This is a genomic window from Stenotrophomonas sp. CFBP 13724, from assembly GCF_014841975.1.
In the GTDB taxonomy this organism is placed as follows: Bacteria; Pseudomonadota; Gammaproteobacteria; order Xanthomonadales; family Xanthomonadaceae; genus Stenotrophomonas; species Stenotrophomonas lacuserhaii.
In genome coordinates, this window is sequence record NZ_JACYUW010000004.1 from 194,011 (window position 1) to 217,968 (window position 23,958).

Genomic DNA, 23,958 nt, shown 5'->3' on the forward strand with positions numbered 1-23,958 from the left:
CTTACAGCAGGCCGTCGCGCTTGACCGACAGGTAGCGCTCCACCAGCGCGCCGGGCAGGGCTTCGGCGGTGACATCCAGCACCATCACGCCATGGCTGCGCAGCGCATCATGTGCCTGCGCACGCTGTTCCAGGTACATCGCCGCGGCACCGGCATGGGCGGCATCGGTGGTCTCGTCCACCGGTTGCAGCAGGGCCTGGTCCAGTACCTGTTCGCGCAGACTGGCCACGCACACCAGGTGGCGCCGCTGCAGCAGCTTCACCGCCGCCAGCAGGTCTTCGATGTCCTCATCGCGCACGTTGGTCACCAGCATCACCAGCGCGCGCCGCCGCTGCAGTACCGACAGCCGGGTAGCCGCTGCCAGGTAATCGGTCGCCACCGGCTGTGGCTGCAGGTCATGGCTGGCGCGCAGCAGGTCGTCAATGGTGCCCATGCCGCGCTTGGGGGCCACCCAGCGCGGCTCGCCGCCAATGGCATGCAGGCCCACGCCGTCGCCCTGCCGCAGCGCCAGGTAGGACAGCACCAGCGCGGCATTCAGTACCTGGTCGAAGTGCGAAAGCCCGCCGTCGCTGGCCATCATCCGGCGGCCGGTATCGAGCATCAGCAGCATCTGCTGGTTCTTCTCGTCCTGGTACTCGCGCGATACCAGCCGGCGCGCGCGCGAGGTGGCTTTCCAGTCTATCTGGCGCAGGCTGTCACCGATGCGGTACTCGCGCATCTGGTGGAAATCGGTGCCTTCGCCGCGCCGGCGCTTGAGGTGCGCGCCGACCATGCGCGAGGCCTGTTCGGCACTGAACAAGGCAAAGCGGGTCAGCGGCACGAAGTTCGGGAACACCCGCACATCGAGTGCAGGCGGTACGGTGCGCCGTTGCCTCCACAACCGCCACGGCGACTGCAGGCGCAGCTGCACGCCATCGAAGCAGAACGCGCCCCGCTGCGGCGGCTGCACGTGGTACGCCAGCGTGGTCGCAAAGCCGGCACGCAGGCGCAGCCGTCGCGGCAGGCCTTCGCTGTGCCACCCACCAGGCACCAGATCAAACACCTCCAGCCGCACCGGCTGCTCGGCCTGCAGGCTCAGCTGCACCTCGCGGCGCACGTCCAGCGCCAGCGATTCCGGCATGTGCCGTTGCACGCGTGGCGAGGGCAACCGGCGCAGCCGCAGCAGGTCGACCAGCCCGACCACCAGCAGGGCCGCCAGCAGCGCCCACCAGCCCCAGCGCGGCAGCCAGCCGGCCAGCACCGCACCACCCACGCCGGCCCAGGCCAGCAGCAGCCACAGCAGGGGCAGGGCAGGCCTCATCGGCGCGGCGCGTCCACCTTGGCCAGCAGGGCCGAAAGCACATCGTCGGCGTCCTGGCCTTCGATCTGCAGCTCCGGTGCCAGCGCGATGCGGTGGCGCAGTGCCGGGCGTGCGATATCGCGCACGTCGTCCGGGGTGACGAAATCGCGCCCGGACAACAGCGCCTGTGCACGTGCGGCACGCACCAGTGCGATGCTGCCGCGCGGCCCCGCGCCGAGCGCGATGCCCGGCCATTTGCGGGTGGCGGCGACGATGCGCACCGCGTAGTCGATGACTTCGGCATCCACGGTTATCGCGGCCGTGGCCTGCTGCAGCGCGACCACGTCGCCGGCGCTGAGCACGCGCGGCACCCGCTGCAGGTCGAAGTCGCTGGCGCTGCGGCCGGTGGTGACTGCATCGACCATGCGCTTCTCTTCTTCCAGCGCCGGGTAATCGATGATGATCTTCAGCAGGAAACGGTCCAACTGCGCTTCCGGCAGCGGGTAGGTGCCTTCCTGTTCCACCGGATTCTGCGTGGCCAGCGCCATGAACGGCGGCGCCAGCGGGAACGACTTGCCTTCGATGGTGACCTGGCCTTCCTGCATCACTTCCAGCAGCGCCGACTGGGTCTTGGCCGGCGCGCGGTTGATCTCATCGGCCAGCAGCAGGTTGGTGAACACCGGCCCGCGGCGGATCTTGAAGCTCTCGCTTTTGGGGTCGTATACCGCGTGGCCGCTGACATCGCTGGGCATCAGGTCGGGGGTGAACTGCACCCGGCCGTGGTCCAGCTCCAGCGCCTGTGCCAGCGCGCGCACCAGCAGCGTCTTGCCCAGTCCGGGCACGCCTTCGATCAGCACGTGGCCACCGGCCAGCAGCGCGATCAGGATCTGGTCCAGCACCTCCTGTTGGCCGATGAAGGCATGGCCGACCGCTTCGCGGATCGCGTCCACGCGTTCGACCAGGTCACCGGCAACCGGCGAAGGCCCACCCAGCGGTGGCGGGGTCGTAGGGGTGTTTTCCAGTTCGGTCATAGCAGGCGTCTCATCTGCAGCAGGAGGGCAATCCGCTCTTTCAGGGCGGTGAGGTCGTTGGCAGCGGGCGCGGCCAGCGCGGTGTGCACGCGACTGGCCGGCCATTGCAGCAGGGCGGCGATGGCATGTTCCTGGGCGGCACCTTCCAGTGCGGCGGCGATTGGCGCGCGCGCCTGCAGCCGGCGCAGGAACAGCCCGCGTACCGCGGCATGCAGGCGCGGGCCCTGGCGCTGGCGCAGCAGCAGTTCGCCGCTGGCGCGCACGTGTTCCAGCAGCGACCGGCGTTCGGCCAGCGGCGAGGGCAGTTCGCTGCCGAAGCGCTGCGAACGCATCCACAGCCCGCCCAGCAGGGACAGCAACAAGGGCAGCCAGACCGGCCATCCCTCGAACAACATCCGCGCCCACAGCGATGGCGGCCGGCTGGCGTACACCAGCCACATGGTGCCCTTGCCGTAGTTCGGTTGCAGCAGGTAGCGGGTCAGGTCGCGGTGCGGACGGTCGTGCAGGCCATCGACAGCGGCGGTCTGGATCCCGTCCGGGCGCAACGCGGCCGGCAGGAAGGAGTCGGTGTCCGTCTGCCCCTTCATGAACTCCATGTCCGCCAGCACATCCACCACGCCGCGGCCGTGACCGATGCGGGCAAACACATAGCCGTCTTCGTTGCCCCACTCGCGCTGCACGTTGGCGTAGGCGGCATCGCTGACGTCGAAACGGCGTCCGCTGCAGAACTCCCGGTGGCGGTCCTCGCCTTCTACCTGGAACGGTTGGCAGGCACTGCCAAAGCCCAGGCTGCCCACGCCCAGCGCTTGCAGCAGGGCCGGTTCCTGGCGCTTGTCATCGTCGCCGGTAGGGGGCGTGCGCACCAGCAGGTGGCCGCCGCGCTGGACCCAGGCCAGCAGTGCGGCCACTTCCGGTGCGGGCAGTTCGCCGCTGTCCTGCAGCAGCACCACGGTATCGCCGGCAGCGGGAGACATCGCTGCCATGTCCAGCCGCGCGCGTGCCTGCACCTGCAGGCCATCGGCGCGCAGCGCCTGGCCCAGCACGTACAACGGGTTGTAACTGGCCTCGCCCTGCGGCGGCAGCGTTTCGGTCCTGGTCACCTGCTCATGGGTACGCAGGAACCACACCACCAGCGGCACGCTGACCAACACCGCCAGGCCGATCAACAAAGGCCACAGCACGCGCGCCTTCATGCCGGCCACCGGTACTGCGCCTGCAGGCTGTCAGCCAGTGCCTGGAAGGCATCGCGCGAGGGCAGGCGGTTGCCGTAGGCGGCGTACTGCCACATGCGCACGATGGCACCGAACAGTTCGCGGTCGCGCGCGTCGGGCATGCGGCGCGATGCACGCAGCACCTGCGCTTCGGTGGCGCCCGGCGGCAGTACCACGCCGCTGCGGTCGACCACCGTCCCCACGCTGGCGCGGTACAGCAGGGCCAACGCCTGGCGCGGCAGACCGCGACCCCACAATTCGCGTGCGCGGGTCGCCACGTCGGGCGGCACCACCTCGGGCAGGGTGATCGAATCTTCGACCAGCGCGCCCGGAGCGGCGGGCTTGCGCCGGCCGGATCCGCGCAGCCACGGCAGCCAGCGCCGCGCGGTCAGCAGCAGGATCAGCAGCAGCACCCCGAGCAGCAGCCACAGTCCCCATTCCATCGCCAGCGCGACCATCTTCGCGGCCGATCCCACCAGCTCTTTGGATTTCCCTGCGTCGCTTTCGCGCTTCAGCCGCTCGCGTTCCTTGCGCTCGGCTTCGTCCTCGGGTTCACGTGTCTTCCACTCCGTGACCTCCCGCGTGGGACTCTGCAGCGGGTCTTCATACGCGCGCTGCACGGCCTGGCGGAAGCCGGCGGTGTCGACCGGTGCATCACCGAAGATGCCGGCCGGCGTGTCGTCGGGATCGATCGGCGAAAGCGTCTCTTCTTCTTCCTCTTCTTCCTCGGCTGACGCTGCCGCGTCGTCGGCCACGTCCTGTGGGGCGTCCTGCGCGTGCACCGGTGCATAGGCCCCCGGCAGCGTGAACAGCAGCACCAGCAGCAGCAACGGCGCGGCCTGCTGCAGGCGCTCGCGCAGGCGGCGGAAGCTGATTTCAACGTCCCACGCTTCCATCTGCGTGCGGCGGTTGAGATACAGGCCGAAGCCCGCCCCGACATGCAACGGTCCGATCACGCTGGCGACCAGCCAGAACACGCCATTCAATCCAAATTTCGCCCAGGCCGGGGTGTCCTGCCGCACCAGTTCCCACGCCGCGCGCCAGGAATCGCTCAACAGTTCCACCGGCACGAACAGGAAGATCGCCGACAGCGCGCCGATCACCAGCACCGCTTCGAAGCCGAGGCACAGCAGCGTGAGCAGCATCGAGGGACCGGCCGCCGCGCTCAGCACCGCGCGCCGGCGCAGGCTGCGCAACGGCGCGTCGGCGCCTTCCAGCAGGTTCACTGGCAGGCATACGTTGCGTACCGGGCTGAAGCGCCGCCAGCCGAGGTAACCCCAGAATCCACTGACGCCCCAGCCGCGCTGCGTGCGCAATGCCTGCCACGCGGTCACCGGTTCGCCGAATACATCGCGTGAGAGCACATACAGCACCACGCGATCAAACGCCGGCTTGCACCACCACAACAGCAGCCACGCCCAGCCAAAGGCATCGCCGTGCCACCACGCCAGTGCATTGAACAGCAGGAACAGCGGCGCACTGGCCAGCAACCAAGCGCCCCACGCCGCCCGCGGTTGGCGACGTACCAGCGCCATGCCCAGTTCCATCGCCTCCCAACTGCTGCGTGCGCGCAGCGCTACGTTGAGCTGGTCAATCCGCATGCGCACCCCCGCGGCCACCGCGCCACAGCCACAGCAGTACCAGCGTCCACAGGACTGCGGCGACGCTGTACTTGCCCCACGCCGGAACGCTGGCGATGGAGGACCAGAATGCTTCGATGAAGGCGGCCACCAGCAGCATCGCGGCGATGCCCAAGCACAGCCGTGCGCCGATCCGTCCGCCTTCCACCAGTGCATCCAGACGGCGCCTGCGCCCGGGCGCCACCAGCCGCAGGCCCAGCTGCAGGCCGGCGCCGCCGGCGATCACGATCGCGGTGAGTTCGAAGGCACCATGGCCCACCACGAAACGCCAGAACGGATCGCCGTGGCCGACGTGCTGCAGGTGCCCGGCCACCGCGCCGATGGTGATGCCGTTGAACAGCAGCACCAGCACCGTGCCGACACCGGCCAGCAGGCCGCTGGCGAAGGTGCGCAGGCCGATGCTGATGTTGTTCATGATGTAGTAGCCGAACATCATCCAGTCGGTGCCGCTGTCGCGGCCCAGGTTGGGTGAAGACGGGTCGTACATGCGTTCCACCTGCGCCAGGCGTGCGTTGTCCATCAACAGGTGGACCAGCTCCGGCCGCAGCTGCACGGCCACGAAGCTGCCTACCAGCGGCACCGCGAACAAGGCCAGCGCCACCCACATCACCGTGGCCTGGCTGCGCACCAGCTGCGGGAAATCGGCGAGCAGGAACTCCAGCACCCCGCGCCAGCGGAACGCGGGCGTGCGATACAGCAGCGTGTGGCCGCGCTGCATCAACTGCTGCAGGTGTTCCACCAGCTGCGGGCTGTAGCCGCGCTGGCGGGCCAGCGCCAGCTGCTGGCACAGGCGCCGATAGCGCTGCGGGAATTCGGCATCGGCCGGCAACGCTGGATCCACCGGTGCGCGCGCGCGGCGGCGACGGCCCAGGTGCGCACGCTGCTCCAGCCAGGCTTCCAGGGCCTGCCATTCGGGTTGGTAACGGCTGACGAACTGTTCCTGCTTCATCGCCGTCCCAGCAACCAGTTGGCCATGGCATACAGGCGCAGCACGCCGACCTGCCCGTTGGCCTGGGTCAGGGGGCTGGCGATGGCTGCCAGTTCCTGCTGGCGGGCCGGTGTCAGCAGTGGCGCGCGTTCGGCAAAGGCGATCACTGCCGATTGTTCCAGCGGTTGCAGCGGAACCGGGGGCGGCAGCGCGCTGTCGATGGTGGCGGCCGGCGCCCGGATGCGCGCATCGCCATGCACCACCAGGGTGCCGGCGACCAGATCGCCCAGCCGCCGTCCATTCGCATCGAACAGGCTGCTGAGCAGGCCCAGCGCGTAGCCGAACGGCAGCATGTCCACGGTGCGCAGCAGGTTGCGCGTGACTGATCCGCTCCAGCCCACCGGTGCCCCATCGCGGGAGATCACCCGCAGGCCCATCGCCCGCTTGCCCAGGGTCTGGCCCCAGATCGCTTCCAACACGATGGTGTAGGCCCAGTAGAGCAGGAACATCAACGCCAGGTGCAGCCCGCGCCCGAACTCGTCCAGCAGTGCCAGCGGGAAGGCCAGCACGATCAGCACCGCCGCGCGGATCGCGAAATCAATCAGCCAGGCCAGCGCCCGCGGCAGTGGGCCGGCGGCACGCAGCTGCAACGGCACGCCTTCCGGCGTGACCACTTCGCGGTAGGTATCCAGCATCGGCGTTGCGGTCATCTGTGCCGGATTCCTCTCCGGCAGGCGGCCACGGGCATGTGAGTCTCGACGTCATCCTGGGTCGGAGTCTGACTTTAGCAGGTTGTCGCGTTCACCGAGCCCACTGAAGTCGGCTCTACCGCAGCTGGGCCTCAGCCCAGGTACTCGTCCTTCAGCCGCACGTAGTGGTCGGCCGAATAGTGCAGCGCTTCGATCTCGCTGTCCTTCAGCATGCGCGCCGGGCGGGCCGGGTTGCCTACCCACAGCTCGCCTTCGCCGACCACCTTGCCCGGGCCCACCACCGCACCGGCGCCGACGAAACCGTGCTTCTCCACCCGCGCCCCATCGAGGATGCAGGCGCCCATGCCGATCAGGCTGTAATCGCCGATGCTGCAGGCATGGATGATGCAGCCATGCCCGACGGTGACCCCTTCGCCGATCAGCGTGGGATAGCCGGCCTTGTTGAACGGGCTGTGGTGGCTGACATGGATGATGGTGCCGTCCTGCACGTTGGTGCGTGCACCGATGCGCACGAAGTTGACGTCACCACGGATCACCGTGCCCGGCCACACCGAAGCATCCTCGCCTATTTCCACATCGCCGATGATCGTGCAGGCGGGATCCACGTAGGCACGCGCGCCGAGTACCGGCATCTTGTCGCGGAAGGGGCGTAGCGGGTTCATCGGGTTCTCCGGTACAGCGCCGAGCCCTGCCCGGCAGAAAAAAGGTAGCGCCGAGCCATGCTCGGCCATAAGGGTAGCGCCGAGCCATGCTCGGCGAGCGCAGCGGCCGCCTTACGCCACGCGCCCGCGGCGCGAACGCTCCAGGTGCACCAGCAGCAGCGAAATCGCCGCCGGGGTCATGCCGGGGATGCGCTGGGCCTGGCCGATGGTCTGCGGCCGCACGCGTTCGAGTTTCTGCAGCGCTTCGGCCGACAACCCACGCACGATCGCGTAATCGAAGCCCTCGGTGATCGGGGTGGATTCATGCCGCTGCTGGCGCTCGATCTCATCGCGCTGGCGGTCAAGGTAACCGGCGTACTTGACGCCGATCTCCACCTGTTCGGCCACCTTGGCATCGTCCACGCCCGGGCCCAGCGACGGCACCTGCATCAGCTTGGCGTAGTCCAGTTCCGGGCGCTTGATCAGGTCCAGCACGTTGGTTTCCCGGCTCACCGCCACGCCCAGCACCTGTTCCACTTCGCGGCCCAGGGCATTGCCCGGCGTTGCCCAGAGCGCACGCAGCCGCGCACTTTCGGCACCCACTGCGGCCTGCTTGGTCTCGAACGCCGCCCAGCGGCGGTCGTCCACCAAGCCCATCTGCCGGCCGACCGGGGTCAGGCGCTGGTCGGCGTTGTCTTCGCGCAGCTGCAGCCGGTATTCGGCGCGGCTGGTGAACATGCGGTACGGCTCGGTGGTGCCGTGGGTGATCAGGTCATCCACCAGCACGCCGAGGTACGCTTCATCGCGGCGCGGGCACCAGCCATCCAGCCCACGCACCTGGCGGGCGGCATTCAAACCGGCCAACAGGCCCTGCGCGGCGGCTTCCTCATAGCCGGTGGTGCCATTGATCTGGCCGGCGAAGAACAGCCCGCCCACGGTCTTGGTTTCCAGCGATGCCTTCAGCCCACGCGGATCGAAGTAGTCGTATTCGATGGCGTAGCCGGGGCGGGTGATATGCGCGTTCTCGAAGCCGCGGATGCTGCGCACCATCGCCAGCTGCACATCGAACGGCAGCGAGGTGGAAATACCGTTGGGGTAGATCTCCACGATGCCCAGGCCTTCGGGTTCGACGAAGATCTGGTGGCTTTCCTTTTCGGCGAAGCGCACCACCTTGTCCTCGATGGACGGACAGTAACGCGGGCCGATGCCTTCGATCTGGCCGCTGTACAGCGGCGAGCGATGCAGGGACTCGCGGATGATGTCGTGGGTGCGCGCGCTGGTATGGGTGATCCAGCAACTGACCTGCGGCGGATGCTCATCCACCGAACCGAGGAAGGACATCACCGGCCGCGGATCGTCGCCGGGCTGCTCGTCCATCACGCTGTAATCCAGCGAACGGCCATCGATGCGCGGCGGCGTGCCGGTCTTCAGCCGGTCCACCTGGAACGGGCGTTCGCGCAGGCGCGCGGCCAGCGTGGTGGCCGGCGGATCGCCCATGCGGCCGGCGGCGTACTGGGTGGGCCCGACGTGGATCTTGCCGGCCAGGAAGGTGCCGGCAGTCAGCACAACCGCTGCCGCATCGAAGCGCAGGCCGGTCTGGGTGAGCACGCCACGCACTTGGTCGCCCTCGATGACTAGGTCATCCACGGCGGCCTGGAACACGGTCAGGTTCGGCTGCGCTTCCACGATGGCGCGGATCGCCATGCGGTACAGGTTGCGGTCGGCCTGGCAGCGGGTAGCGCGCACCGCCGGTCCCTTGGACGCGTTCAACGTGCGCCACTGGATGCCGGCGCGGTCGGCGGCATGCGCCATCGCCCCGCCCAGTGCATCGATTTCCTTGACCAGGTGGCCCTTGCCGATGCCGCCGATCGCCGGGTTGCAGCTCATCGCGCCCACGGTTTCGATGTTGTGGGTGAGCAGCAGGGTGCGCGCGCCACCGCGTGCCGCGGCGAGGGCCGCTTCGGTGCCGGCGTGGCCGCCGCCGATCACGATGACGTCGTAGCGATGGAAGGAGTCGGTCATGGGGAACGCAGGGGGTGGCCGCAGCCATCGGTTGGGCAGGCGCAGGCGCCTTGGAGGGTGGCGATTTTAACGCCAATCGTGGCCGGGGTCAGACTCCGTTCGCCCCGCTGGACAGAAATCCGGGCGGATTTCGTGAATCGACCCTAAAGTTGGCATGGAACCTGCAGATATATCCTTAGCACCCAGCGTGATCGGCGCCATTGGCGCTATGGACCGGAATTGGAACAGGGGCTGGTCCAGATGCACATTGGGGAAGCGTAGGGCCGGCAGTCGGGGGACTGTCCGGCCCTGTTTTTTTCCGGAACACTGGAGCAAGGCCGTTCCACCTGCAACAGACGCTGAAACAACAAGGCCCCGCTTGCGCGGGGCCTTGTCTTTTTAGGTGCCGACATCCGACAGGGCCGGAACAGGGGGGATCCAGATGTTCCTGGCGGATATCGACGTAGATCGTATGACCGGCTGCGTCGACTTTGTCACTTTTGGACGCGGCGGGTCAATCCGGGCCTACTTTGAACCTTCCCGGCGGAAGGTTCAAGAGGCGATCACCGCTCCTGCTGTCGTTCTGTGGCGCGGTTCAAATTTCGCCACGGCGAACCACTGGGACGCGGTGCCGACGCCGGGCGTGGCGGCGGTGACGGACGTACCTGCTGCGGCTGTGGACGGCTCATGCCCTGGCCCTGCGGCGGACGCGACGGACGGGTGTTGGAATCCAGGTTGCGCCACGGCGAGCCGCCGTTGTTGCCCGGCGGGCGGGTGTTCGGCGGACGCGGACGGTCCGGCGGACGATTGCCCGGCGGACGGTGGCCATGATGCGGCGGACGATAATTCGGGTAGGGACGATAGACCGGGTAACCATAGCCATAGCCGCCACCGTAATAGCCACCACCGTAGTAGCCGCTGCCGTAACCATAGGGGCTGCTGCCGTAGCCGTAGGGATAACCCGCCGGGTAGCGGTACTGCGTGGACGGGGCGCCATGGTAATACCCACTGCCGCCGCCACCACCGCCACTGCCGACATAATCATACGTGGCGCAGCCGGACAAGGCCAGCAACAGGCCTCCGGCAACGATCAAGCGCATCTTCATGGTACGGCCCCCCAAGGGTAAGGTCTCCAGCTTAGCCTTTCGCATTGAATCGCCGCTAAATTCGCCCGCCCAAGCATGAATGGTTGGCAATCGGCCCGAGGGGGCCCGCGGTAGGCGCTGCGAGCGGGTGGGGGCATACGTTAATCTTTGCAGATGAACGAGGCGCCACCACCCCCCGCCCATGCCGTACTTGAAGCCGCCGCGCGGATCGCGCCGCATGCGGCCGTGACGCCCGTGCTGCGCTCGCAGACGCTCGACGCGCTGGCCGGCGCGCAGCTGGCGTTCAAGGCCGAACACCTGCAGCGCAGCGGCGCGTTCAAGTTCCGCGGTGCCTGCAATGCGGTGTGGTCGTTGCCTGCCGAGCAGGCGCCGGCTGGGGTGGTCACCCATTCGTCCGGCAACCACGGTGCCGCGCTGGCGCTGGCCGCGGTCACCCGCGGCATTGCCTGCCACGTGGTGGTGCCCGAAGGGGCGGTGGCCGCCAAGCTGGCCAACATCGCCCGCCACTGCGCCACGCTGTGGCAGTGCGCGCCGACCATCGCCGCACGCGAAGCGATGTGCGCCCAGGTCCAGGCCGATACAGGCGCCACGCTGGTTCACCCGTATACCGACGCGGCGGTGATGGCCGGGCAGGGGACTGCCGCACTGGAACTGCTGCAGGCCGAAGGGCCCTTTGACGTGCTGGTGGTACCGGTAGGCGGCGGTGGACTCGCCGCAGGCACGGCACTGGCGCTGCAGCAGGTGTCCCCGCAGACCCGGCTGGTACTGGCCGAACCGGCCGGCGCTGCCGACACCGCGCGCTCGTTGCAGGCCGGTGAGCGTCGCATCGACTTCGTGCCCGATACGGTCTGCGATGGGCTGCGTGGCACGCTCGGGGCACCCAACTTCCAGGTGCTGCAGGCGGCGGGCGCAGAGGTGATCGTGGTCGACGATGCCGCCACCGTGGCCGCCATGCGCCTGCTGTGGCAGGTGCTCAAGCAGACGGTGGAACCGTCCTCGGCGATTGCCCTGGCGGCGGTACTGGCGCAGCCGCAGCGCTTCGTCGGCCTGCGCGTGGGGCTGGTGCTGTCCGGCGGCAACGTGGACACCGACGCCTTGCCTTGGTCGGCCGCATGAGCCGCCACCGTGTCGGCCTGCTGGGCTGGATGTGGCGCCTGTTCGTGCTGGTGGTGGTGTGGCTGCTGGGCGTGACCGGCTGGATCATGTGGATCGGCGAACGCGACCAGGCGGCCAAGGCCGATGCGATCATCGTGCTCGGTGCCGCCGCTTATGATGCCAAGCCGTCGCCGGTGTTCCAGGAGCGCATCCGCCACGGGCTTGACCTGTACGAAGCCGGCTATGCGCCGCTGCTGATTTTCACCGGCGGCTATGGCGGCAGTGGTGCGCGCTTTTCCGAATCGCAGGTGGCGCGGCGCTACGCGCTGAAGCAGGGCGTACCTGCGAAGGCGATCCTGATCGAAACGCAGTCACGCAACACCGTACAGAACCTGGTGGAAGCGAAGCGGCTGATGGACCAGCGCGGACTGCACCGGGTAATCATTGTCAGCGATCCGCTGCACATGGCACGCGCGCTGCGGCTGAGCCAAGCGATGGGCATCGATGCGCTGGCCTCGTCCACGCCGAGCACGCGCTTCCGCAGCTTCCACACCAGCTGGCGCTTCCTGGCGCAGGAAATCTATTACTTCCACCGCGACCTGTTCGTGCAGGCGGGTTGGTGACCCGCTTTGGTAGCGCCGAGCCATGCTCGGCGAGCGCGCAGCGCGGGCTGTATCAGAGGTGGCGCGCGGTCCGGACGAAGAGCCGCCGAGCATGGCTCGGCGCTACCGCGAGCGCGCAGCGCGGGCTGTATCAGAGGTGGCGCGCGGTCCGGACGACGAGCCGCCGAGCATGGCTCGGCGCTACCGCGAGCGCGGAGCGCCGCGGTTTCAACCCGGCCGGCGGCGGATCGGGATCGCCGAAACCGGCACCGCCGCGATGTCCTGGCCCTGTTCGCGGATCGGCGCGCCGGCCTGTGGCGCCCATGCGTGGGCATAGATGACATCCCAACTGCTGGGCAGCTTGCCGTCGGCGCGCCGCATCGGCTCATACGCCGCTGCCGCCGCCTTGAAACGCCCCGGCCCGGTCAGTGCGCGCCGCCGATCAAGCCGCGCGTTGGTCGCCCCCAGCGCGCGCAATTCGGCCATCAGCGCGGGCAGGTCGTCGTAGGTCAGGGTGAACAGATCGCGGTCCAGCACCGGGTCGCGGAAGCCGGCCATCATCAACGCATCGCCGAACTGGGCGATGGGCGCGAAGCGGCTCACGTGCGGTTGCTCGTCGGCGGCGTGGAAGGCTTCGGCCAGTTCGATCAGGGTCTCCGGCCCATAGGTGGAACACAGCAGCAGTCCGCCGGGCTTGAGCACGCGGCGGAAGCCGGCGAACACCGCCGGCAGGTCATCCACGTACTGCAGGCAAAGATTGCTGAAGATCACATCCACGCTGTTGTCGGCCAGCGGCAGCGCGGTGGCGCTGGCGCACACGCGCTGGAACGGCTTCCACCAGCCGGCCTGGCGCTTGGCCTGGGCGAGCATCGGTTCGGCCACGTCCAGCGCGATTACCTGCGCTTTCGGCCAGCGCTTCTTCATCAGCGCACTGGCATGTCCGGTGCCTGCACCCACGTCCAGCACCACCTCCGGCACGCGGGCTTCCAGATACTCCAGCGATTCCATCAGGCGCTGCTGTACCTCGCGCTGCAGCGCGGCGGCCGCATCGTAGGTGGCGGCGGCGCGGGAAAACGCGCGGCGCACGTGGCGGGGATCGGGACGGGGATCGGGACGGGGATCGGTACGCTGGTTCATGCGGGTCTCGGTGGAGCAGGGTGCGGCGTCAGAAGGTGCCCGGGTAGGCGCCGCCGTCGATCAGCAGGTTCTGCCCCGTGAGGTAGCCGGCCTGTGCACTGCACAGGAACGCGCAGGCCGCGCCGAACTCGTCGGGCTGGCCAAAGCGCCCGGCCGGAATGTGGCGGCGTTTCTGCTCGGCGATGGTCTCCGCATCGGCATCCTGCTGCTTGGCCAGGAAGGCGAAGTTGCCGCGCAGGCGGTCGGTGTCGAACTGTCCCGGCAGCAGGTTGTTGACGGTGACATTGGCTGACACCGTGCGCCGCGCCAGCCCGGCGACGAAGCCGGTCAGCCCGGAACGCGCGCCGTTGGACAGCGCCAGGATGTCGATCGGCGCCTTCACCGACGAGGACGTGATGTTGACGATGCGGCCGAAACCGCGCGCGATCATGTCGTCCACGGTGGCGCGGATCAGGGCGATCGGCGCGAGCATGTTCGCATCCAGTGCGGCGATCCAGTCATCGCGCTCGAACTGGCGGAAGTCCCCGGCCGGTGGGCCGCCTGCGTTGGTGACCAGGATGTCCACCTGCGGGCAGGCGGCCAGCGCGGTGGCGCGGCCGGCTTCGGTAGTGACATCGGCGGCCACCGCGACTACCTGACCGGCACCGGGCAGGGCGCGCAGGGCGTCGGCCGCCTGCTGCAGGGCCTGCTCGCCGCGGGCGACGATGACCACGTTCACGCCCTCGGCCGCCAGCGCACGCGCGCAGCCCAGGCCGAGGCCCTTGCTTGCGCCACACACCAAAGCCCAACGGCCTGCGATTCCAAGATCCATGTCAGTCCACCTTCTGTTGCGGACAGCGGTTGGCCGTCAGTGCTGCATTGTCGGTTGACGGCCAGCGGCCGTCACTACCTGGGCCGTGATGAAGTGTTTCAGCTGCGCTGCAACCTCGTCGGCCTGGCCGAGGAACGGCGCATGGCCCCCATGGGCGATGGTCTGCGCGGTCGCTGCACCGGCCGGGCACAACGCTGCGGCGGCATGCGCTGCGGCCGGTGGCACCAGTCGGTCGCGGTGGCCGGGCAACCACAGGCTGGGCGTGCGCAGCGACGGCAACACACCGCGCAGGTCTGCCGACTGCAGCAGCCGCGCGCCTGCTTCCAGCACGCGCGGGGCCGGCGCGCCGGCATCCACCAGTCGCTGGCGCAGGCCACGCAGGTCGGCGCGGGCCGGGTCTGTGTTCATCAGGTCCAGTGCGAGGAAGCGATCCACCGTGGCCGGGAAATCCTCGGCCAGGTCACGCGCGAACTGCGCGAACACCGGTGCCGGCACCGCATGCGGCCAGCTGTCCTCACGCACGAAGCGTGGCGAGGAGGCCAGCATCACCAGCCCCTGCACCTGCGGCCGGGTCGCGGCGGCATGCAGCGCGAACAGGCCGCCCAGCGACCACCCGCACCACACCGCCGACGGCGTGGCCGCGGCAATGGCAGCCACCACGGATTCGCATTCCAGCGGGGTGGCATCGTCGCGGCTGCGGCCATGCCCGGGCAGGTCCACCACGTGCAGGGTGAACTGATCGGAAAGGCGTTCCACCAGCGGCGCGAAGACCTCGCCCTGCAGGGCCCAGCCATGGATCAGGACCAGCGCCGGGCCGCTGCCGCTGACGGCGATATGCATGCGCGGGGTCAGGCCAGCGCGGCGGCGGGCAGCAACGTGCCGGCGTGCAGGCCATCGCGTGCGCGCGCGATCGCATCCACCAGGGCCTGCACCTGCGCAGGCACGTGCAACGCCGACAGGCTGACGCGCACGCGCGCCGCGCCATCGCCGGTAAGGCTGGCCGGCACCGTGCCGACCCACATGCCGGCCTGCTGCAGGTTCTGCGCCAGCGCGATGGCCTGTTGATCGGTGGCGAAGGACAACGACTGGATCGGGGTTTCGGCAGCCATCAGGCCCAGCCCGTGGCCGCGCGCGGCGCTGCGGAACACGCCCACCAGCTCCACCAGTTTCTCGCGGCGCCAGTCATCGCGGCGCGCCAGCCGCATTGCCTCCAGCGATGCAGCAGTCAATGCGGGCGAAAGGGCGGGGGAATACAGATAGGGCCGCGCGGTGGCGGCCAGATGCGCCAGCAGCGCGGCGTCGCCGACCACCAGCGCGCCGGAGCCACCGAGTGCGGCATCCAGCGCGAACACCTGCAGCGGAACATCGGCGGTGCCCAGCCCGGCGGCCGACACGCTGCCACGGCCGCCCTCGCCGAGCACGCCGATGCCATGCGTATCGTCCACGCACAGCAGCGCCTCCTGCATGCGCGCAACCAGCGTCAACGAGCGCAGCGGCGCACTATCGCCATCGATGCAGAACACCGCATCGGTGGCCAGCATCGCCGCGCCCTCGGCGGCATGCTTGAGCTGGCGCATCGCGCCTTCGGCATCCAGATGCGGGTAACGGCGCAGTCGCGCACCGGACAGTGCGGTGGCATCCAGCAGGCTGGGATGGTTGAGCTGGTCCTGCGCGCAGACATCGCCGTCTTCGCACAGCAGCACCTGCTGCACGGCCAGGTTGGCCAGATAGGCACTGCTGAACAACAGGGCACGCGGATGGCCCAGCCACTCGGCGGCTTCGCTTTCCAGCGCCTGGTGCAGCGCATGGCGGCCACCGGCGGCCGGCGCGGCACCGCCGTTGACGCCTTCGCGCGCGACGGCATCCTGCAGCGCATTGACCACGCCGAACTGCTGCGCCAAGCCGAGGTAATCGCTGCCGCGGAAGCTGGTCAGCGCATGGCCATCGACATCGACGCGCACGCCATCACGACGGCCCACGGCCTGCACCGGCGCGCCCGAACGCAGGCTATCCGCGCTGGCGCGCAGGGTCTGGATTCGCTCGAACAGATCAGGACGGGCCATCGGGGGGGCACTACAGATGAACGGGCCGATAGCGTAACAAACCCACCGCCAACGGGTCCGTGAGCCGACCCCACCGCCGGTCGGTAGTGACGACCGCTGGTCGTCAACGCTCTTCGGTGGGTGACGACCGTTGGTCGTCACAGGCGGGGCATAGCCCCGCTGCACTCCGCGCCGTCCTCCGATACCAGACACCCCCCAGCAGCCGCATCCTGATCCCCACCATGCCGCTGCCCACCACCATCCGCACCCTCGCCAATTCCCTGCTGGGCGGCCTGCTGCCCCCGGTCTGCCAGATCTGCGCCGACCCCGGCGAACGCGGCCACGAACTCTGCGGTGCCTGCAGCCTGACCCTCCCCTGGCATAGCGACGGTTGCGCGCGCTGCGCACTTCCGTTGCACGAGGACGCCAACGAACTCTGCTTCCACTGCGAAGAATCCCCGCCACCGCTGGATGCCTGCTGGGCCAGCCTGCGCTACGAAGACCCCGTGTCCGGGCTGCTGCTGCGCTATAAATTCCATTCCGATCTGGCCGCAGGGCGATTGATGGCGCAGCTGATGGCCCTCAATCCACCGCCGTGGCCGCTGGCGCCACTGGTCGCCGTGCCGCTCCATCCCCGCCGCCTGCGGCAACGCGGCTACGATCAGGCCGCAGAGTTGGCCCGCCTCATCGGCGCACCGCGCTGGAAAGGACTGCGCCGGATCCGCGCTACTGCACCACAGTCCAAGCGCAACGCCGATGCGCGTCGGCACAACCTGGATCGTGCCTTCGCAGTAGTGGGGGAGGTGCCGGAGGCGGTGGTGCTGGTGGACGACGTGATGACCACGGGCAGCACCCTTCATGCGTGTGCGGAGACGTTGCGGAAAGCAGGGTGCAAAGAGGTGAACGCGTGGGTTTGTGCGCGGGTGCCGTGATGGGGCATCACTTCATGGCGCCCACAAAAAAGCCGACGCTGCCAGGCAGCGTCGGCTTTCAGAAAGATGCAGCGTGGAGTCTTACGACTTCATTGCATGCTTGCGGGCGCGCATGACCGCATGGGTCTCCTGCACCTCCGGCAACAGGCGGGTGACTTCGGTGCGCACCGGGGCCGGCACGTCGTTGTCGGTCAGCACGTCCTTGAAAGCCTTCAGCAGGCGATCTTCGGACTCTTCCAGTTCGGCAACGTAGCCGTACTCGGTGTCGCCCAGGGTGGCGCGGATGTTGCCGTACATCTTCTGCACCGAACCGACGAAGGTGCCGTGTTCCGCCGGCTCACCGCCGGTGGCGGCAACGGTCGCGCTCAGCGAGGTGACGATGTCGGCCTTGCTGCCGGCGATGCGGGTGAACAGGGCGGCAAGTTCGGCGTCCTTCACCTTGGTGGCGGCTTCGCTGTAGAACTTCTGACCATCACGGGCGATCTCAATCAGGTCATTGAGGCTGTGTTCGATCTTGGACTGGGTGCTCATGGATAGTGCTCCGTGTGAGTGGTCGAATGGAACGGCGGGAGTGATGCCGTGCCGTTGGAGACCACCTTGGACAGGAGCGAGTCCACTGCAGGTGAGCACCGTTTGATGCGCCCGTCATGTGGCCCAACGGGGGCTGACGCTGCCGGCATGCAGCCCTTGAATGGCCATCTGGGCGGGCTCAGGCGGAGGCCTCTACCCGCAGCTGGATTCCCAGTGCACGCATCACGCCCAGCACGCTGTCGAAATACAACGGACGGGTGCCGTTCAACTGCCGTCGCATGGACTCGCTGCTGAGGCCGCACTGCTGCGCAACCAGGCTTATGCCGTGCAATTCGGCTACCGACAGCAACGAGCGCGCGAACGTGCTCTCATCGTAGTGGGCCATGTGCAGACGGCCGTCGAGGTACTCGGCCATCTCAGCGGCACGGCGGTTGGCCAGATGCGCCTTTGCCTGCTGATAGGGCGTCATTCCTGCCTCCCCGTGTCCTGCCGGGCGTCGCATCCGTTGTCAGGGTCAGCTTGCGGGTGCAGGACGACGTGGGCGCTCGTCAGGGAGGTTTCGAACTCCTCCAGCCGCCGCTCAAGACGTTCGATGAAGTGGGGCGGGAAGTCGTGCGTCTTGTCGCCCATCAGCGTGTACAGGCGTTTGGCGCTCCGGGGATGTTGCGATTCAGTCGGCGTATCCATGACGAACCTCACAAGGCTGGGGCCACCTGCGCCGAGGCGTCAGGTGGCGGGCGATGCGGGTTCGCATACCGGTTGAAGACGGTCAAAAATCCGGCGGATCAGGGATCCCCCACATCGCCCGCCGTATGAACGGTGCGCGATGCAGTGCATTCTCCGCCGTGCCCAGAGGGCAAAACAGAGCCAAATACCGCCTTCAAATCAGGATGCGAATCCCGGCTGGCGCTCTTCGTCGCCAGCAGGTTCATCCCATCAGTCAGGCGCCTTTGCGTACATGGGCAAAGTTGCAGTTTTGTGGGTGCGGTATAGGGTCGGCGCGTCGCATGGACGGCCGCGCAGGGCGTCAGTCGAAGGCTACGTGTCCACGGGGGCTGTAATGCGGAATGCGCCGCCGGTTCAAGGCAGGCCCCCGCATGGCGCGGGGGCCGCCTGGCTCAATCGCGGTCGAGCTTGAGCTCCAGACCATCTGCCGTGTTGCGTACGACGATCACATCAAAATCGCGGTTGCCATTGACGGCCTTGATCTCGACCTCATCGGTGTCGTCGGTCTTGATGCTGTAGACGCCCGCACCGAACTCCTTGAACAACGCATTGGAGATCAGCACCGCAGCCGCTTCGTGGTTGGTGGCGGCCGGGATGGCGATGGCGACATTGGTGGCTTCGCCTGCCTGCGGCGTCACCGCGAGGGTGATCTCGCCGTCGATCTTGGATCGGCCCTTGAGCTCGACGTTCCACTTGTTCGACGGCGCAGCGAAAGCGGGGACGGCCATGGCGAAGGCGACAGCCACGGCCAGGGACCGGGCGAGCGGGGTACGCAGGATATTCATCAATGCCACTCCTCTGCAGGCGGGCAGGTGCCCGTGGGAGGCCGATGCTGTCGCAGGGGAGTTGGAGGGGGTGTGAAGCGTCGCTGCCGTGGCTGAACAGGCCTTCAGGGGGCCTGTTCGCGGCGTCCGGGCGGTAGGCCTGGGACGCTGGGGGGGAAGCGAGGGAGATGGTGCGCCCGGAGGGATTCGAACCCCCGACCAATGGCTTCGGAAGCCACTACTCTATCCGGCTGAGCTACGAGCGCGCTGGCCGACTAGTGTAGCGGAAAGTTGGATGATTGGGCAGTTGAGGCCGGCCACGGACCGCAATTGGGCGAAGCATGATAAGGCGGGGCTCCCGGTCATCTGGGGACTGAGGTCGAATCTGTAATCCCATTCCGCGTTCCGCGGATATGCGGAGCAAGCCCCTTTGCGAGCGCTCTGGCTGCCTGCATGCTGGGGTGATGGGCATCGAAGAACAGAGAGGAGCCTCCTGCGGTAAGCGCACATTGACCGGAACGGCAGAATAGATCGGTTGGCATATAGATTTCCGCTGACGCCTCCATTGTCTGCTGGAAGCGGTTGACTCCCTCGGAATCCAATTTGACGAAAGGCAGGCCCCCGCGAGCCAAATATGTAGGAACATCGGAGTGTCCGTCGATTCCAGCATAGGGCCCTACGATAATTACTTGCTTACCCGCGTCCCTGAGTCGCCTTGCAGTGTCGGCCATGCGGGTCTGAAGCAAATACGACTGTCCAATGGGCTCGCCGTAGTAAGCGACAAGCACAACGGACTGGATTGAGGTGTCCGATGAAAGGTAGTCGAAAACCCGGGAATTGTGCGCCCGGCAATAGGGGCGGTCAGGCTTGCTGGGCTGTTCCGGTGCGGGTGGGCACGAAGAGTAGGTGAGCTCCCGGACGGCGAAACCCTCCTCGCTGATCGCCTTTGCGAGCTCAACGCCATGGCTGTCACCCCAGACTGCCACGGACGGGCCGCCTTCGCCCAGCACGCAGGAGGTCTCAACCGAGGGAAGCCCGCCCTCGAAATGACAACGCTCACGGTCAGAGCTGCGGTCGTCCCGACTAGCATCAAAGGCGACTACAGACTCAGGGAAGCGAGAAGGCCATCCCCTCAGCGACGAATATGCCGCCGACGTTGCAATTACCAACAGGGACGAAATGACTACCGTAAAGGCAAGATGTCGGCCGCTGAAAGCGGCTTTGTTTCGGGTAGGCGATTCAATGAATCGCCAAGTGAGCCAGGCGGCTGCAACAGAGAGACCGATGACCGAAAGTTTTCCTCCAGAACTTTCCAGCCAGCCCGAATTCCGGAAAAAGACCACTAATGGCCAATGCCACAAATATAGCGAATATGAAATGAGTCCGATGCGTACCAAGGGAGCGGTCGACAACAGTCGCCCGGTCCAGCTCGATTGGCCACTGGAGATCAAGAGGGCAGCACCCAACACTGGCAGGACGGCCCAGTAGCCAGGGAATTCTGCGGACTTTGTAAGGTACGTCACCGCAAACAAGATCAGGCAAATGCCGATGACGCCGAGGACGTTATCTAGGAGCCTTGCTGTAGAGCGAAAGGACTGGTCTCGCCTTGAGGAAAGAATTGCCAAAAGCGAACCAGCGAGCAGCTCCCATGCACGAGTTGGCAGAAGGTAGAAAGATGCACTGGGCTTTAGCGGAGTGAAGTAAATACATGCTGCTAGAGAGGCGGCTAAACCCGCGAAGATCAGGGGGACCTTCAGGCGAGGCGCGAATCGGAAGATCACGAAAAGCGCGAGCGGTGCAACCAGGTAAAACTGCTCTTCGACCCCGAGCGACCACATATGAAGCAGTGGTTTCGCTTCTGCGTCGGCCGCGAAGTAGCCGGATTGTCGCCAGAAGTTTATATTCGCGACAAAAAGAAGTGCCGATATGGAATCGCGACCCAAGCTGGCGAACTCGCTTGGTAGAAGGAAAGCTGGTGATGCAGCCAAGACAAAGGCAAGTACTGTAAGCAGCGCAGGGAATATCCTTCGGATACGTCGCTCATAGAATGACCTGATGCTGTAGCGATCTTCCGAAATTTCGCGGACGAGGATCAGCGTGATCAGGTAGCCGCTGATGACGAAAAAGATGTCTACGCCAACGAAGCCGCCGGGAAACCCTGGAACCCCTGCGTGATACAGAAGGACGGGAAGGATGGCGAGCGATCGGAGGCCATCTATATCCGGACGATACTTCGGGGGGCTCATGCAGGACCTTTTATTGCTGGATTTTCTGTTGACTCTGGTTGAACGACGTTACATCAGCGGAGCGTTCAAGTTTCTAGTTTTAACAGGTCAGCCAAGAACCATGGTTGCTACGCGCTGAGGAAGCAGTCGGCGAAGAATCAATGCGAGGGCGACGCAAGCGATCAATGTCGTTGATGCGGAGATGAAAATATAGAGCGGCTGAACTCCGACAAGCCCTGAGTAGCTGTTTGCAACCTGCTGGAACGGGACCAGCAGCATCATGTGGATGAGGTAGATCGCGTAAGAGTTTCGCCCCGCTACTGCGAGCCATGACTCGTGGTTGAAGACGCTGTTACCCCTAGACAATGCAGCTATTGCCAGGAAAAGTGATGCTGAATAGAGGATGTTGCTCAACTTCAATTGCGAAGTTCCAAAGCCATAGTTGCCCTGAATGGCCCAGAAGTACCCTTCGATGAAGCCTGCGACGGCGAAGGTGAAGGCAAGGGCGATAAAGGTGCGTGGCCTGTCAAACGTGATGCCAGCCACGCCTTGCTGGGAGACGTAGACTCCGAGATGAAAGAAGGGGTACCACACGAAGAACGGCAAGGCATACGCCGGGAATCTGGCCAGCGGACTATCTGGGTGAAGCGCTGGGAAGTAGTAAGTGAAGAATACTCCGACGACGGTCATTGTGATCATGATCGAAAAGTGCTTGCGCCGGCTATTCAAGCGCGTGATGAACGGTGTAAGTAACGTAAACTGGATTAGTACGATTACAAAATAGCCAATGCCGATTCCGGTGCCGAAGAAGTAGCCCTTGATCACCTGTCTAATGGTCAATGAATCAGCCAATCCATCGCGGACAAGATAGATCGTGGTCCAGACCAAGTATGGAGCAAGTATTCGGGTCAGTCTCTTGCGATAGAACTCGCCTGAAGGGCCGGATGAGCCGCGCCCAGCGAAGAAGCCGGCGATCGCCAAGAAAATCGGAACTGCAAAGTTTACTGCTTGACGTAATCCGATGCCAAACAAGCCCGTAAGGGAGTCCGGAGGGAAGTTCGAAAGCTCGCCGCAGGAGTGGATTATAACTACCGCAACAATTGCGATGCCTTTCCAGTTGTCCCAGTACGATGAGCGCGCTGCACGTTCATGCCTCTTCATCGCTGCATTGGAGGTGTACTTTACAGGGATCACCGGCCCGAGTTCCGCTGTGGCTGCCAGAAGGCTTGGCGGGACGGAGCCGCCTTTGCTCGATCCTCGCCTTGTGCGGTTGCTGCTTTGGAGAAGTATGGCCCCTTGGCAATGAACGAGATCACGGCAAGGTAGGCAAACAGGAAGGCAGAAAGCGGAGCGTACGCGTCGATATCCTGGAAGATGCAATAAACCAGGAACGAGGGCATTGCTGCGATCATCGCGATGGAGTAGCCGCGGGGGTCGCCAACATGTCCGGCCGCCAGTGCCCTGAGTAGTGCTTTGGCCGACCACACAACTGGGATTACGAGGAACAGTGTGAATGAAAGCGCTGCGCCGATGAGTCCACCTCGGACTAGCAACGACAGTATCGTCGAATGGGATCCGATGGGAATTGCGGTCTGGTCCAGCCTTGGCTTCACGCCAAGCCCAATCAAGGGACCTTCATTGAGTGTCACATCGAGAGACATCTCATAGATGGCGAACCGTGTATCCGAAGATGCCTGCCGCGCCGAATTGATGGCCTCGAGCACTGGTGCCGCGAAGGTGAGACCAATAACTGCGGCCAACACTGAGCCTGCCACTATCAGCTTTCTGTTCTTTCGCAGCGAAAGCACGAAGTAGATTGCCAGCCCGATAACAACGCCTAAAATGGCGCCGCGAGTCAGCGTAGCGGCCATCGTGCAAAGAAGTGCGAAAATGAAGGCATAGCTGAGGGCGCGGCGACCACGGTTAAGTGACGCCAGGAAAAAATAGCTGGCGAAGGCGATCAAAGCTGCGCTCGAGGTGGCGTTGGTCGAGAGTATCGTGAGCCTGGGAATGCTGGATTCGGCGAACCAGTCGACGTCAATGAGCCAGGATTTCTGGTAAAGCCCCAGCAGATTGTCCTGCGGCGGGGTCATGATTCCAAAAAGTGTCGGAAAAGAAAGACTATCGACGCCGCGGAAGAACAGAAGATATACGCACGGGACACCAATCACTACCGAGAACAGGCCCACCTTCCCCAGTGCTTTGAATAGATTGTCGAGTGCCCCAGCATTCGTCCGGAAGCTATGGTTGAGAAAGCTGTAGAAGATGTAGCCGTTGAGGAGAATGGAAATGTTGTTCAGGGCAGCGACAACGCGCGACAGATCCGCTGCACCAGAGGCGGCAGACATCATCATTGACAATCCAAGCAAGCTGATCAGCGTGAGCAGCAAATACTGGAACGCATCACGCGGCCGCAGCGCCTGTGGCGCTGCTACGGCAGCAAGCAGCGCGGCAATATGAAATACAAAGAATCCCGTGCCCAACACCCACCAGAGCGGCGTCAGCATGAAGGTTGTCGTGAGCACTCTTAGCGCGCTGATTTTCAT

Annotated in this window: 23 protein-coding genes and 1 tRNA gene; 3 read left to right on the forward strand and 21 right to left on the reverse strand. The window is 65.9% G+C overall.

Features of this window, described 5'->3' with window-relative positions:
- Position 1 precedes the first annotated feature (1 nt).
- The 9 genes from IFT63_RS15945 to IFT63_RS15985 all read right to left on the reverse strand — a co-directional run bounded on the left by IFT63_RS15945 (position 2) and on the right by IFT63_RS15985 (position 10,547).
- On the reverse strand, positions 2-1,300 hold the full coding sequence (locus IFT63_RS15945; RefSeq protein WP_192085068.1) for a DUF58 domain-containing protein: 1,299 nt from the start codon (positions 1,298-1,300) through the stop codon (positions 2-4).
- Entirely contained in the window at positions 1,297-2,310 is a 1,014-nt protein-coding gene (locus tag IFT63_RS15950) for a MoxR family ATPase (RefSeq protein WP_249404504.1), read from the reverse strand. Before IFT63_RS15950 ends, IFT63_RS15945 begins: the two co-directional genes overlap by 4 nt.
- A complete protein-coding gene (locus IFT63_RS15955; RefSeq protein ID WP_192085069.1) occupies positions 2,307-3,503 on the reverse strand; it encodes a DUF4350 domain-containing protein in 1,197 nt (398 codons plus the stop codon). The genes IFT63_RS15950 and IFT63_RS15955 overlap by 4 nt, the downstream gene beginning before the upstream one ends.
- Positions 3,500-5,122 carry a DUF4129 domain-containing protein gene (locus tag IFT63_RS15960; protein WP_192085070.1) on the reverse strand — a complete coding sequence of 541 codons (1,623 nt, stop codon included), beginning with the start codon at positions 5,120-5,122 and terminating at the stop codon, positions 3,500-3,502. The genes IFT63_RS15955 and IFT63_RS15960 overlap by 4 nt, the downstream gene beginning before the upstream one ends.
- Entirely contained in the window at positions 5,112-6,110 is a 999-nt protein-coding gene (locus IFT63_RS15965) for a stage II sporulation protein M (protein ID WP_042613214.1), read from the reverse strand. Before IFT63_RS15965 ends, IFT63_RS15960 begins: the two co-directional genes overlap by 11 nt.
- Positions 6,107-6,799: an RDD family protein gene (locus IFT63_RS15970; protein ID WP_249404506.1), complete on the reverse strand. Its 693-nt coding sequence runs from the start codon at positions 6,797-6,799 to the stop codon at positions 6,107-6,109. Before IFT63_RS15970 ends, IFT63_RS15965 begins: the two co-directional genes overlap by 4 nt.
- 131 nt (positions 6,800-6,930) lie before the next feature.
- The gene (locus IFT63_RS15975) at positions 6,931-7,461 is read right to left on the reverse strand and encodes a gamma carbonic anhydrase family protein (RefSeq protein ID WP_182656299.1); all 531 of its coding nucleotides are present in this window, start codon (positions 7,459-7,461) and stop codon (positions 6,931-6,933) included.
- A gap of 111 nt (positions 7,462-7,572) precedes the next feature.
- The gene (mnmG, locus tag IFT63_RS15980; protein WP_042613216.1) at positions 7,573-9,462 is read right to left on the reverse strand and encodes a tRNA uridine-5-carboxymethylaminomethyl(34) synthesis enzyme MnmG; all 1,890 of its coding nucleotides are present in this window, start codon (positions 9,460-9,462) and stop codon (positions 7,573-7,575) included.
- Between the two features lie 542 nt (positions 9,463-10,004).
- Entirely contained in the window at positions 10,005-10,547 is a 543-nt protein-coding gene (locus tag IFT63_RS15985; protein ID WP_192085071.1) for a hypothetical protein, read from the reverse strand.
- A gap of 153 nt (positions 10,548-10,700) precedes the next feature.
- Between IFT63_RS15985 and IFT63_RS15990 the strand changes: the two genes are divergently transcribed.
- Positions 10,701-11,663 carry a pyridoxal-phosphate dependent enzyme gene (locus IFT63_RS15990; RefSeq protein ID WP_192085072.1) on the forward strand — a complete coding sequence of 321 codons (963 nt, stop codon included), beginning with the start codon at positions 10,701-10,703 and terminating at the stop codon, positions 11,661-11,663.
- Positions 11,660-12,265 (forward strand): YdcF family protein, encoded by a 606-nt coding sequence (locus IFT63_RS15995; protein WP_192085073.1) that lies wholly within the window; start codon positions 11,660-11,662, stop codon positions 12,263-12,265. The genes IFT63_RS15990 and IFT63_RS15995 overlap by 4 nt, the downstream gene beginning before the upstream one ends.
- Before the next feature lie 207 nt (positions 12,266-12,472).
- Here the strand turns inward: IFT63_RS15995 and bioC are convergent, their stop codons facing one another.
- From bioC to IFT63_RS16015, 4 genes are read right to left on the reverse strand one after another with little or no spacing between them, the layout of a single operon-like run.
- Complete coding sequence (gene bioC, locus IFT63_RS16000) at positions 12,473-13,381, reverse strand: malonyl-ACP O-methyltransferase BioC (RefSeq protein ID WP_192085074.1); 909 nt, start codon at positions 13,379-13,381, stop codon at positions 12,473-12,475.
- A 28-nt stretch (positions 13,382-13,409) separates the two neighbouring features.
- Complete coding sequence (locus tag IFT63_RS16005; protein ID WP_192085075.1) at positions 13,410-14,192, reverse strand: SDR family oxidoreductase; 783 nt, start codon at positions 14,190-14,192, stop codon at positions 13,410-13,412.
- A 36-nt stretch (positions 14,193-14,228) separates the two neighbouring features.
- Positions 14,229-15,032 (reverse strand): pimeloyl-ACP methyl ester esterase BioH, encoded by an 804-nt coding sequence (bioH, locus tag IFT63_RS16010; RefSeq protein WP_192085076.1) that lies wholly within the window; start codon positions 15,030-15,032, stop codon positions 14,229-14,231.
- 8 nt (positions 15,033-15,040) lie between these two features.
- Positions 15,041-16,255, reverse strand: coding sequence for an aminotransferase class I/II-fold pyridoxal phosphate-dependent enzyme (locus IFT63_RS16015; RefSeq protein ID WP_192085077.1), 1,215 nt, complete (start codon positions 16,253-16,255; stop codon positions 15,041-15,043).
- 221 nt (positions 16,256-16,476) lie between these two features.
- On the opposite strand from IFT63_RS16015, the gene IFT63_RS16020 reads away from it, so the two are divergent.
- Positions 16,477-17,166, forward strand: a complete 690-nt coding sequence (locus IFT63_RS16020; protein ID WP_192085078.1) for a ComF family protein — start codon at positions 16,477-16,479, stop codon at positions 17,164-17,166.
- Between the two features lie 81 nt (positions 17,167-17,247).
- Here the strand turns inward: IFT63_RS16020 and IFT63_RS16025 are convergent, their stop codons facing one another.
- From IFT63_RS16025 to IFT63_RS16060, 8 genes are all read right to left on the reverse strand, one after another.
- Complete coding sequence (locus IFT63_RS16025) at positions 17,248-17,697, reverse strand: PA2169 family four-helix-bundle protein (protein ID WP_042613224.1); 450 nt, start codon at positions 17,695-17,697, stop codon at positions 17,248-17,250.
- Between the two features lie 178 nt (positions 17,698-17,875).
- On the reverse strand, positions 17,876-18,166 hold the full coding sequence (locus IFT63_RS16030; protein ID WP_192085079.1) for a transcriptional regulator: 291 nt from the start codon (positions 18,164-18,166) through the stop codon (positions 17,876-17,878).
- Positions 18,163-18,384, reverse strand: coding sequence for a hypothetical protein (locus IFT63_RS16035; protein WP_192085080.1), 222 nt, complete (start codon positions 18,382-18,384; stop codon positions 18,163-18,165). The genes IFT63_RS16030 and IFT63_RS16035 overlap by 4 nt, the downstream gene beginning before the upstream one ends.
- 431 nt (positions 18,385-18,815) lie before the next feature.
- A complete protein-coding gene (locus IFT63_RS16040; RefSeq protein WP_192085081.1) occupies positions 18,816-19,208 on the reverse strand; it encodes a hypothetical protein in 393 nt (130 codons plus the stop codon).
- Positions 19,209-19,376: 168 nt separating this feature from the next.
- Positions 19,377-19,453: transfer RNA gene (locus IFT63_RS16045), tRNA-Arg, on the reverse strand.
- A gap of 96 nt (positions 19,454-19,549) precedes the next feature.
- Positions 19,550-21,433, reverse strand: coding sequence for an acyltransferase family protein (locus IFT63_RS16050; RefSeq protein WP_192085082.1), 1,884 nt, complete (start codon positions 21,431-21,433; stop codon positions 19,550-19,552).
- A gap of 87 nt (positions 21,434-21,520) precedes the next feature.
- Complete coding sequence (locus IFT63_RS16055; RefSeq protein ID WP_192085083.1) at positions 21,521-22,606, reverse strand: acyltransferase; 1,086 nt, start codon at positions 22,604-22,606, stop codon at positions 21,521-21,523.
- Positions 22,603-23,958, reverse strand: coding sequence for an O-antigen ligase family protein (locus tag IFT63_RS16060; RefSeq protein WP_192085084.1), 1,356 nt, complete (start codon positions 23,956-23,958; stop codon positions 22,603-22,605). The genes IFT63_RS16055 and IFT63_RS16060 overlap by 4 nt, the downstream gene beginning before the upstream one ends.

What these genes read in the sequence shown, in the direction of transcription:
- IFT63_RS15945 (WP_192085068.1), bottom strand. Translation starts at nt 1,300, where the DNA reads ATGAGGCCTGCCCTGCCCCTGCTGTGGCTGCTGCTGGCCTGGGCCGGC.
- IFT63_RS15950 (WP_249404504.1), bottom strand. Translation starts at nt 2,310, where the DNA reads ATGACCGAACTGGAAAACACCCCTACGACCCCGCCACCGCTGGGTGGG.
- IFT63_RS15955 (WP_192085069.1), bottom strand. Translation starts at nt 3,503, where the DNA reads ATGAAGGCGCGCGTGCTGTGGCCTTTGTTGATCGGCCTGGCGGTGTTG.
- IFT63_RS15960 (WP_192085070.1), bottom strand. Translation starts at nt 5,122, where the DNA reads ATGCGGATTGACCAGCTCAACGTAGCGCTGCGCGCACGCAGCAGTTGG.
- IFT63_RS15965 (WP_042613214.1), bottom strand. Translation starts at nt 6,110, where the DNA reads ATGAAGCAGGAACAGTTCGTCAGCCGTTACCAACCCGAATGGCAGGCC.
- IFT63_RS15970 (WP_249404506.1), bottom strand. Translation starts at nt 6,799, where the DNA reads ATGACCGCAACGCCGATGCTGGATACCTACCGCGAAGTGGTCACGCCG.
- IFT63_RS15975 (WP_182656299.1), bottom strand. Translation starts at nt 7,461, where the DNA reads ATGAACCCGCTACGCCCCTTCCGCGACAAGATGCCGGTACTCGGCGCG.
- mnmG (WP_042613216.1), bottom strand. Translation starts at nt 9,462, where the DNA reads ATGACCGACTCCTTCCATCGCTACGACGTCATCGTGATCGGCGGCGGC.
- IFT63_RS15985 (WP_192085071.1), bottom strand. Translation starts at nt 10,547, where the DNA reads ATGAAGATGCGCTTGATCGTTGCCGGAGGCCTGTTGCTGGCCTTGTCC.
- IFT63_RS15990 (WP_192085072.1), top strand. Translation starts at nt 10,701, where the DNA reads ATGAACGAGGCGCCACCACCCCCCGCCCATGCCGTACTTGAAGCCGCC.
- IFT63_RS15995 (WP_192085073.1), top strand. Translation starts at nt 11,660, where the DNA reads ATGAGCCGCCACCGTGTCGGCCTGCTGGGCTGGATGTGGCGCCTGTTC.
- bioC (WP_192085074.1), bottom strand. Translation starts at nt 13,381, where the DNA reads ATGAACCAGCGTACCGATCCCCGTCCCGATCCCCGTCCCGATCCCCGC.
- IFT63_RS16005 (WP_192085075.1), bottom strand. Translation starts at nt 14,192, where the DNA reads ATGGATCTTGGAATCGCAGGCCGTTGGGCTTTGGTGTGTGGCGCAAGC.
- bioH (WP_192085076.1), bottom strand. Translation starts at nt 15,032, where the DNA reads ATGCATATCGCCGTCAGCGGCAGCGGCCCGGCGCTGGTCCTGATCCAT.
- IFT63_RS16015 (WP_192085077.1), bottom strand. Translation starts at nt 16,255, where the DNA reads ATGGCCCGTCCTGATCTGTTCGAGCGAATCCAGACCCTGCGCGCCAGC.
- IFT63_RS16020 (WP_192085078.1), top strand. Translation starts at nt 16,477, where the DNA reads ATGCCGCTGCCCACCACCATCCGCACCCTCGCCAATTCCCTGCTGGGC.
- IFT63_RS16025 (WP_042613224.1), bottom strand. Translation starts at nt 17,697, where the DNA reads ATGAGCACCCAGTCCAAGATCGAACACAGCCTCAATGACCTGATTGAG.
- IFT63_RS16030 (WP_192085079.1), bottom strand. Translation starts at nt 18,166, where the DNA reads ATGACGCCCTATCAGCAGGCAAAGGCGCATCTGGCCAACCGCCGTGCC.
- IFT63_RS16035 (WP_192085080.1), bottom strand. Translation starts at nt 18,384, where the DNA reads ATGGATACGCCGACTGAATCGCAACATCCCCGGAGCGCCAAACGCCTG.
- IFT63_RS16040 (WP_192085081.1), bottom strand. Translation starts at nt 19,208, where the DNA reads ATGAATATCCTGCGTACCCCGCTCGCCCGGTCCCTGGCCGTGGCTGTC.
- IFT63_RS16050 (WP_192085082.1), bottom strand. Translation starts at nt 21,433, where the DNA reads ATGAGCCCCCCGAAGTATCGTCCGGATATAGATGGCCTCCGATCGCTC.
- IFT63_RS16060 (WP_192085084.1), bottom strand. Translation starts at nt 23,958, where the DNA reads ATGAAAATCAGCGCGCTAAGAGTGCTCACGACAACCTTCATGCTGACG.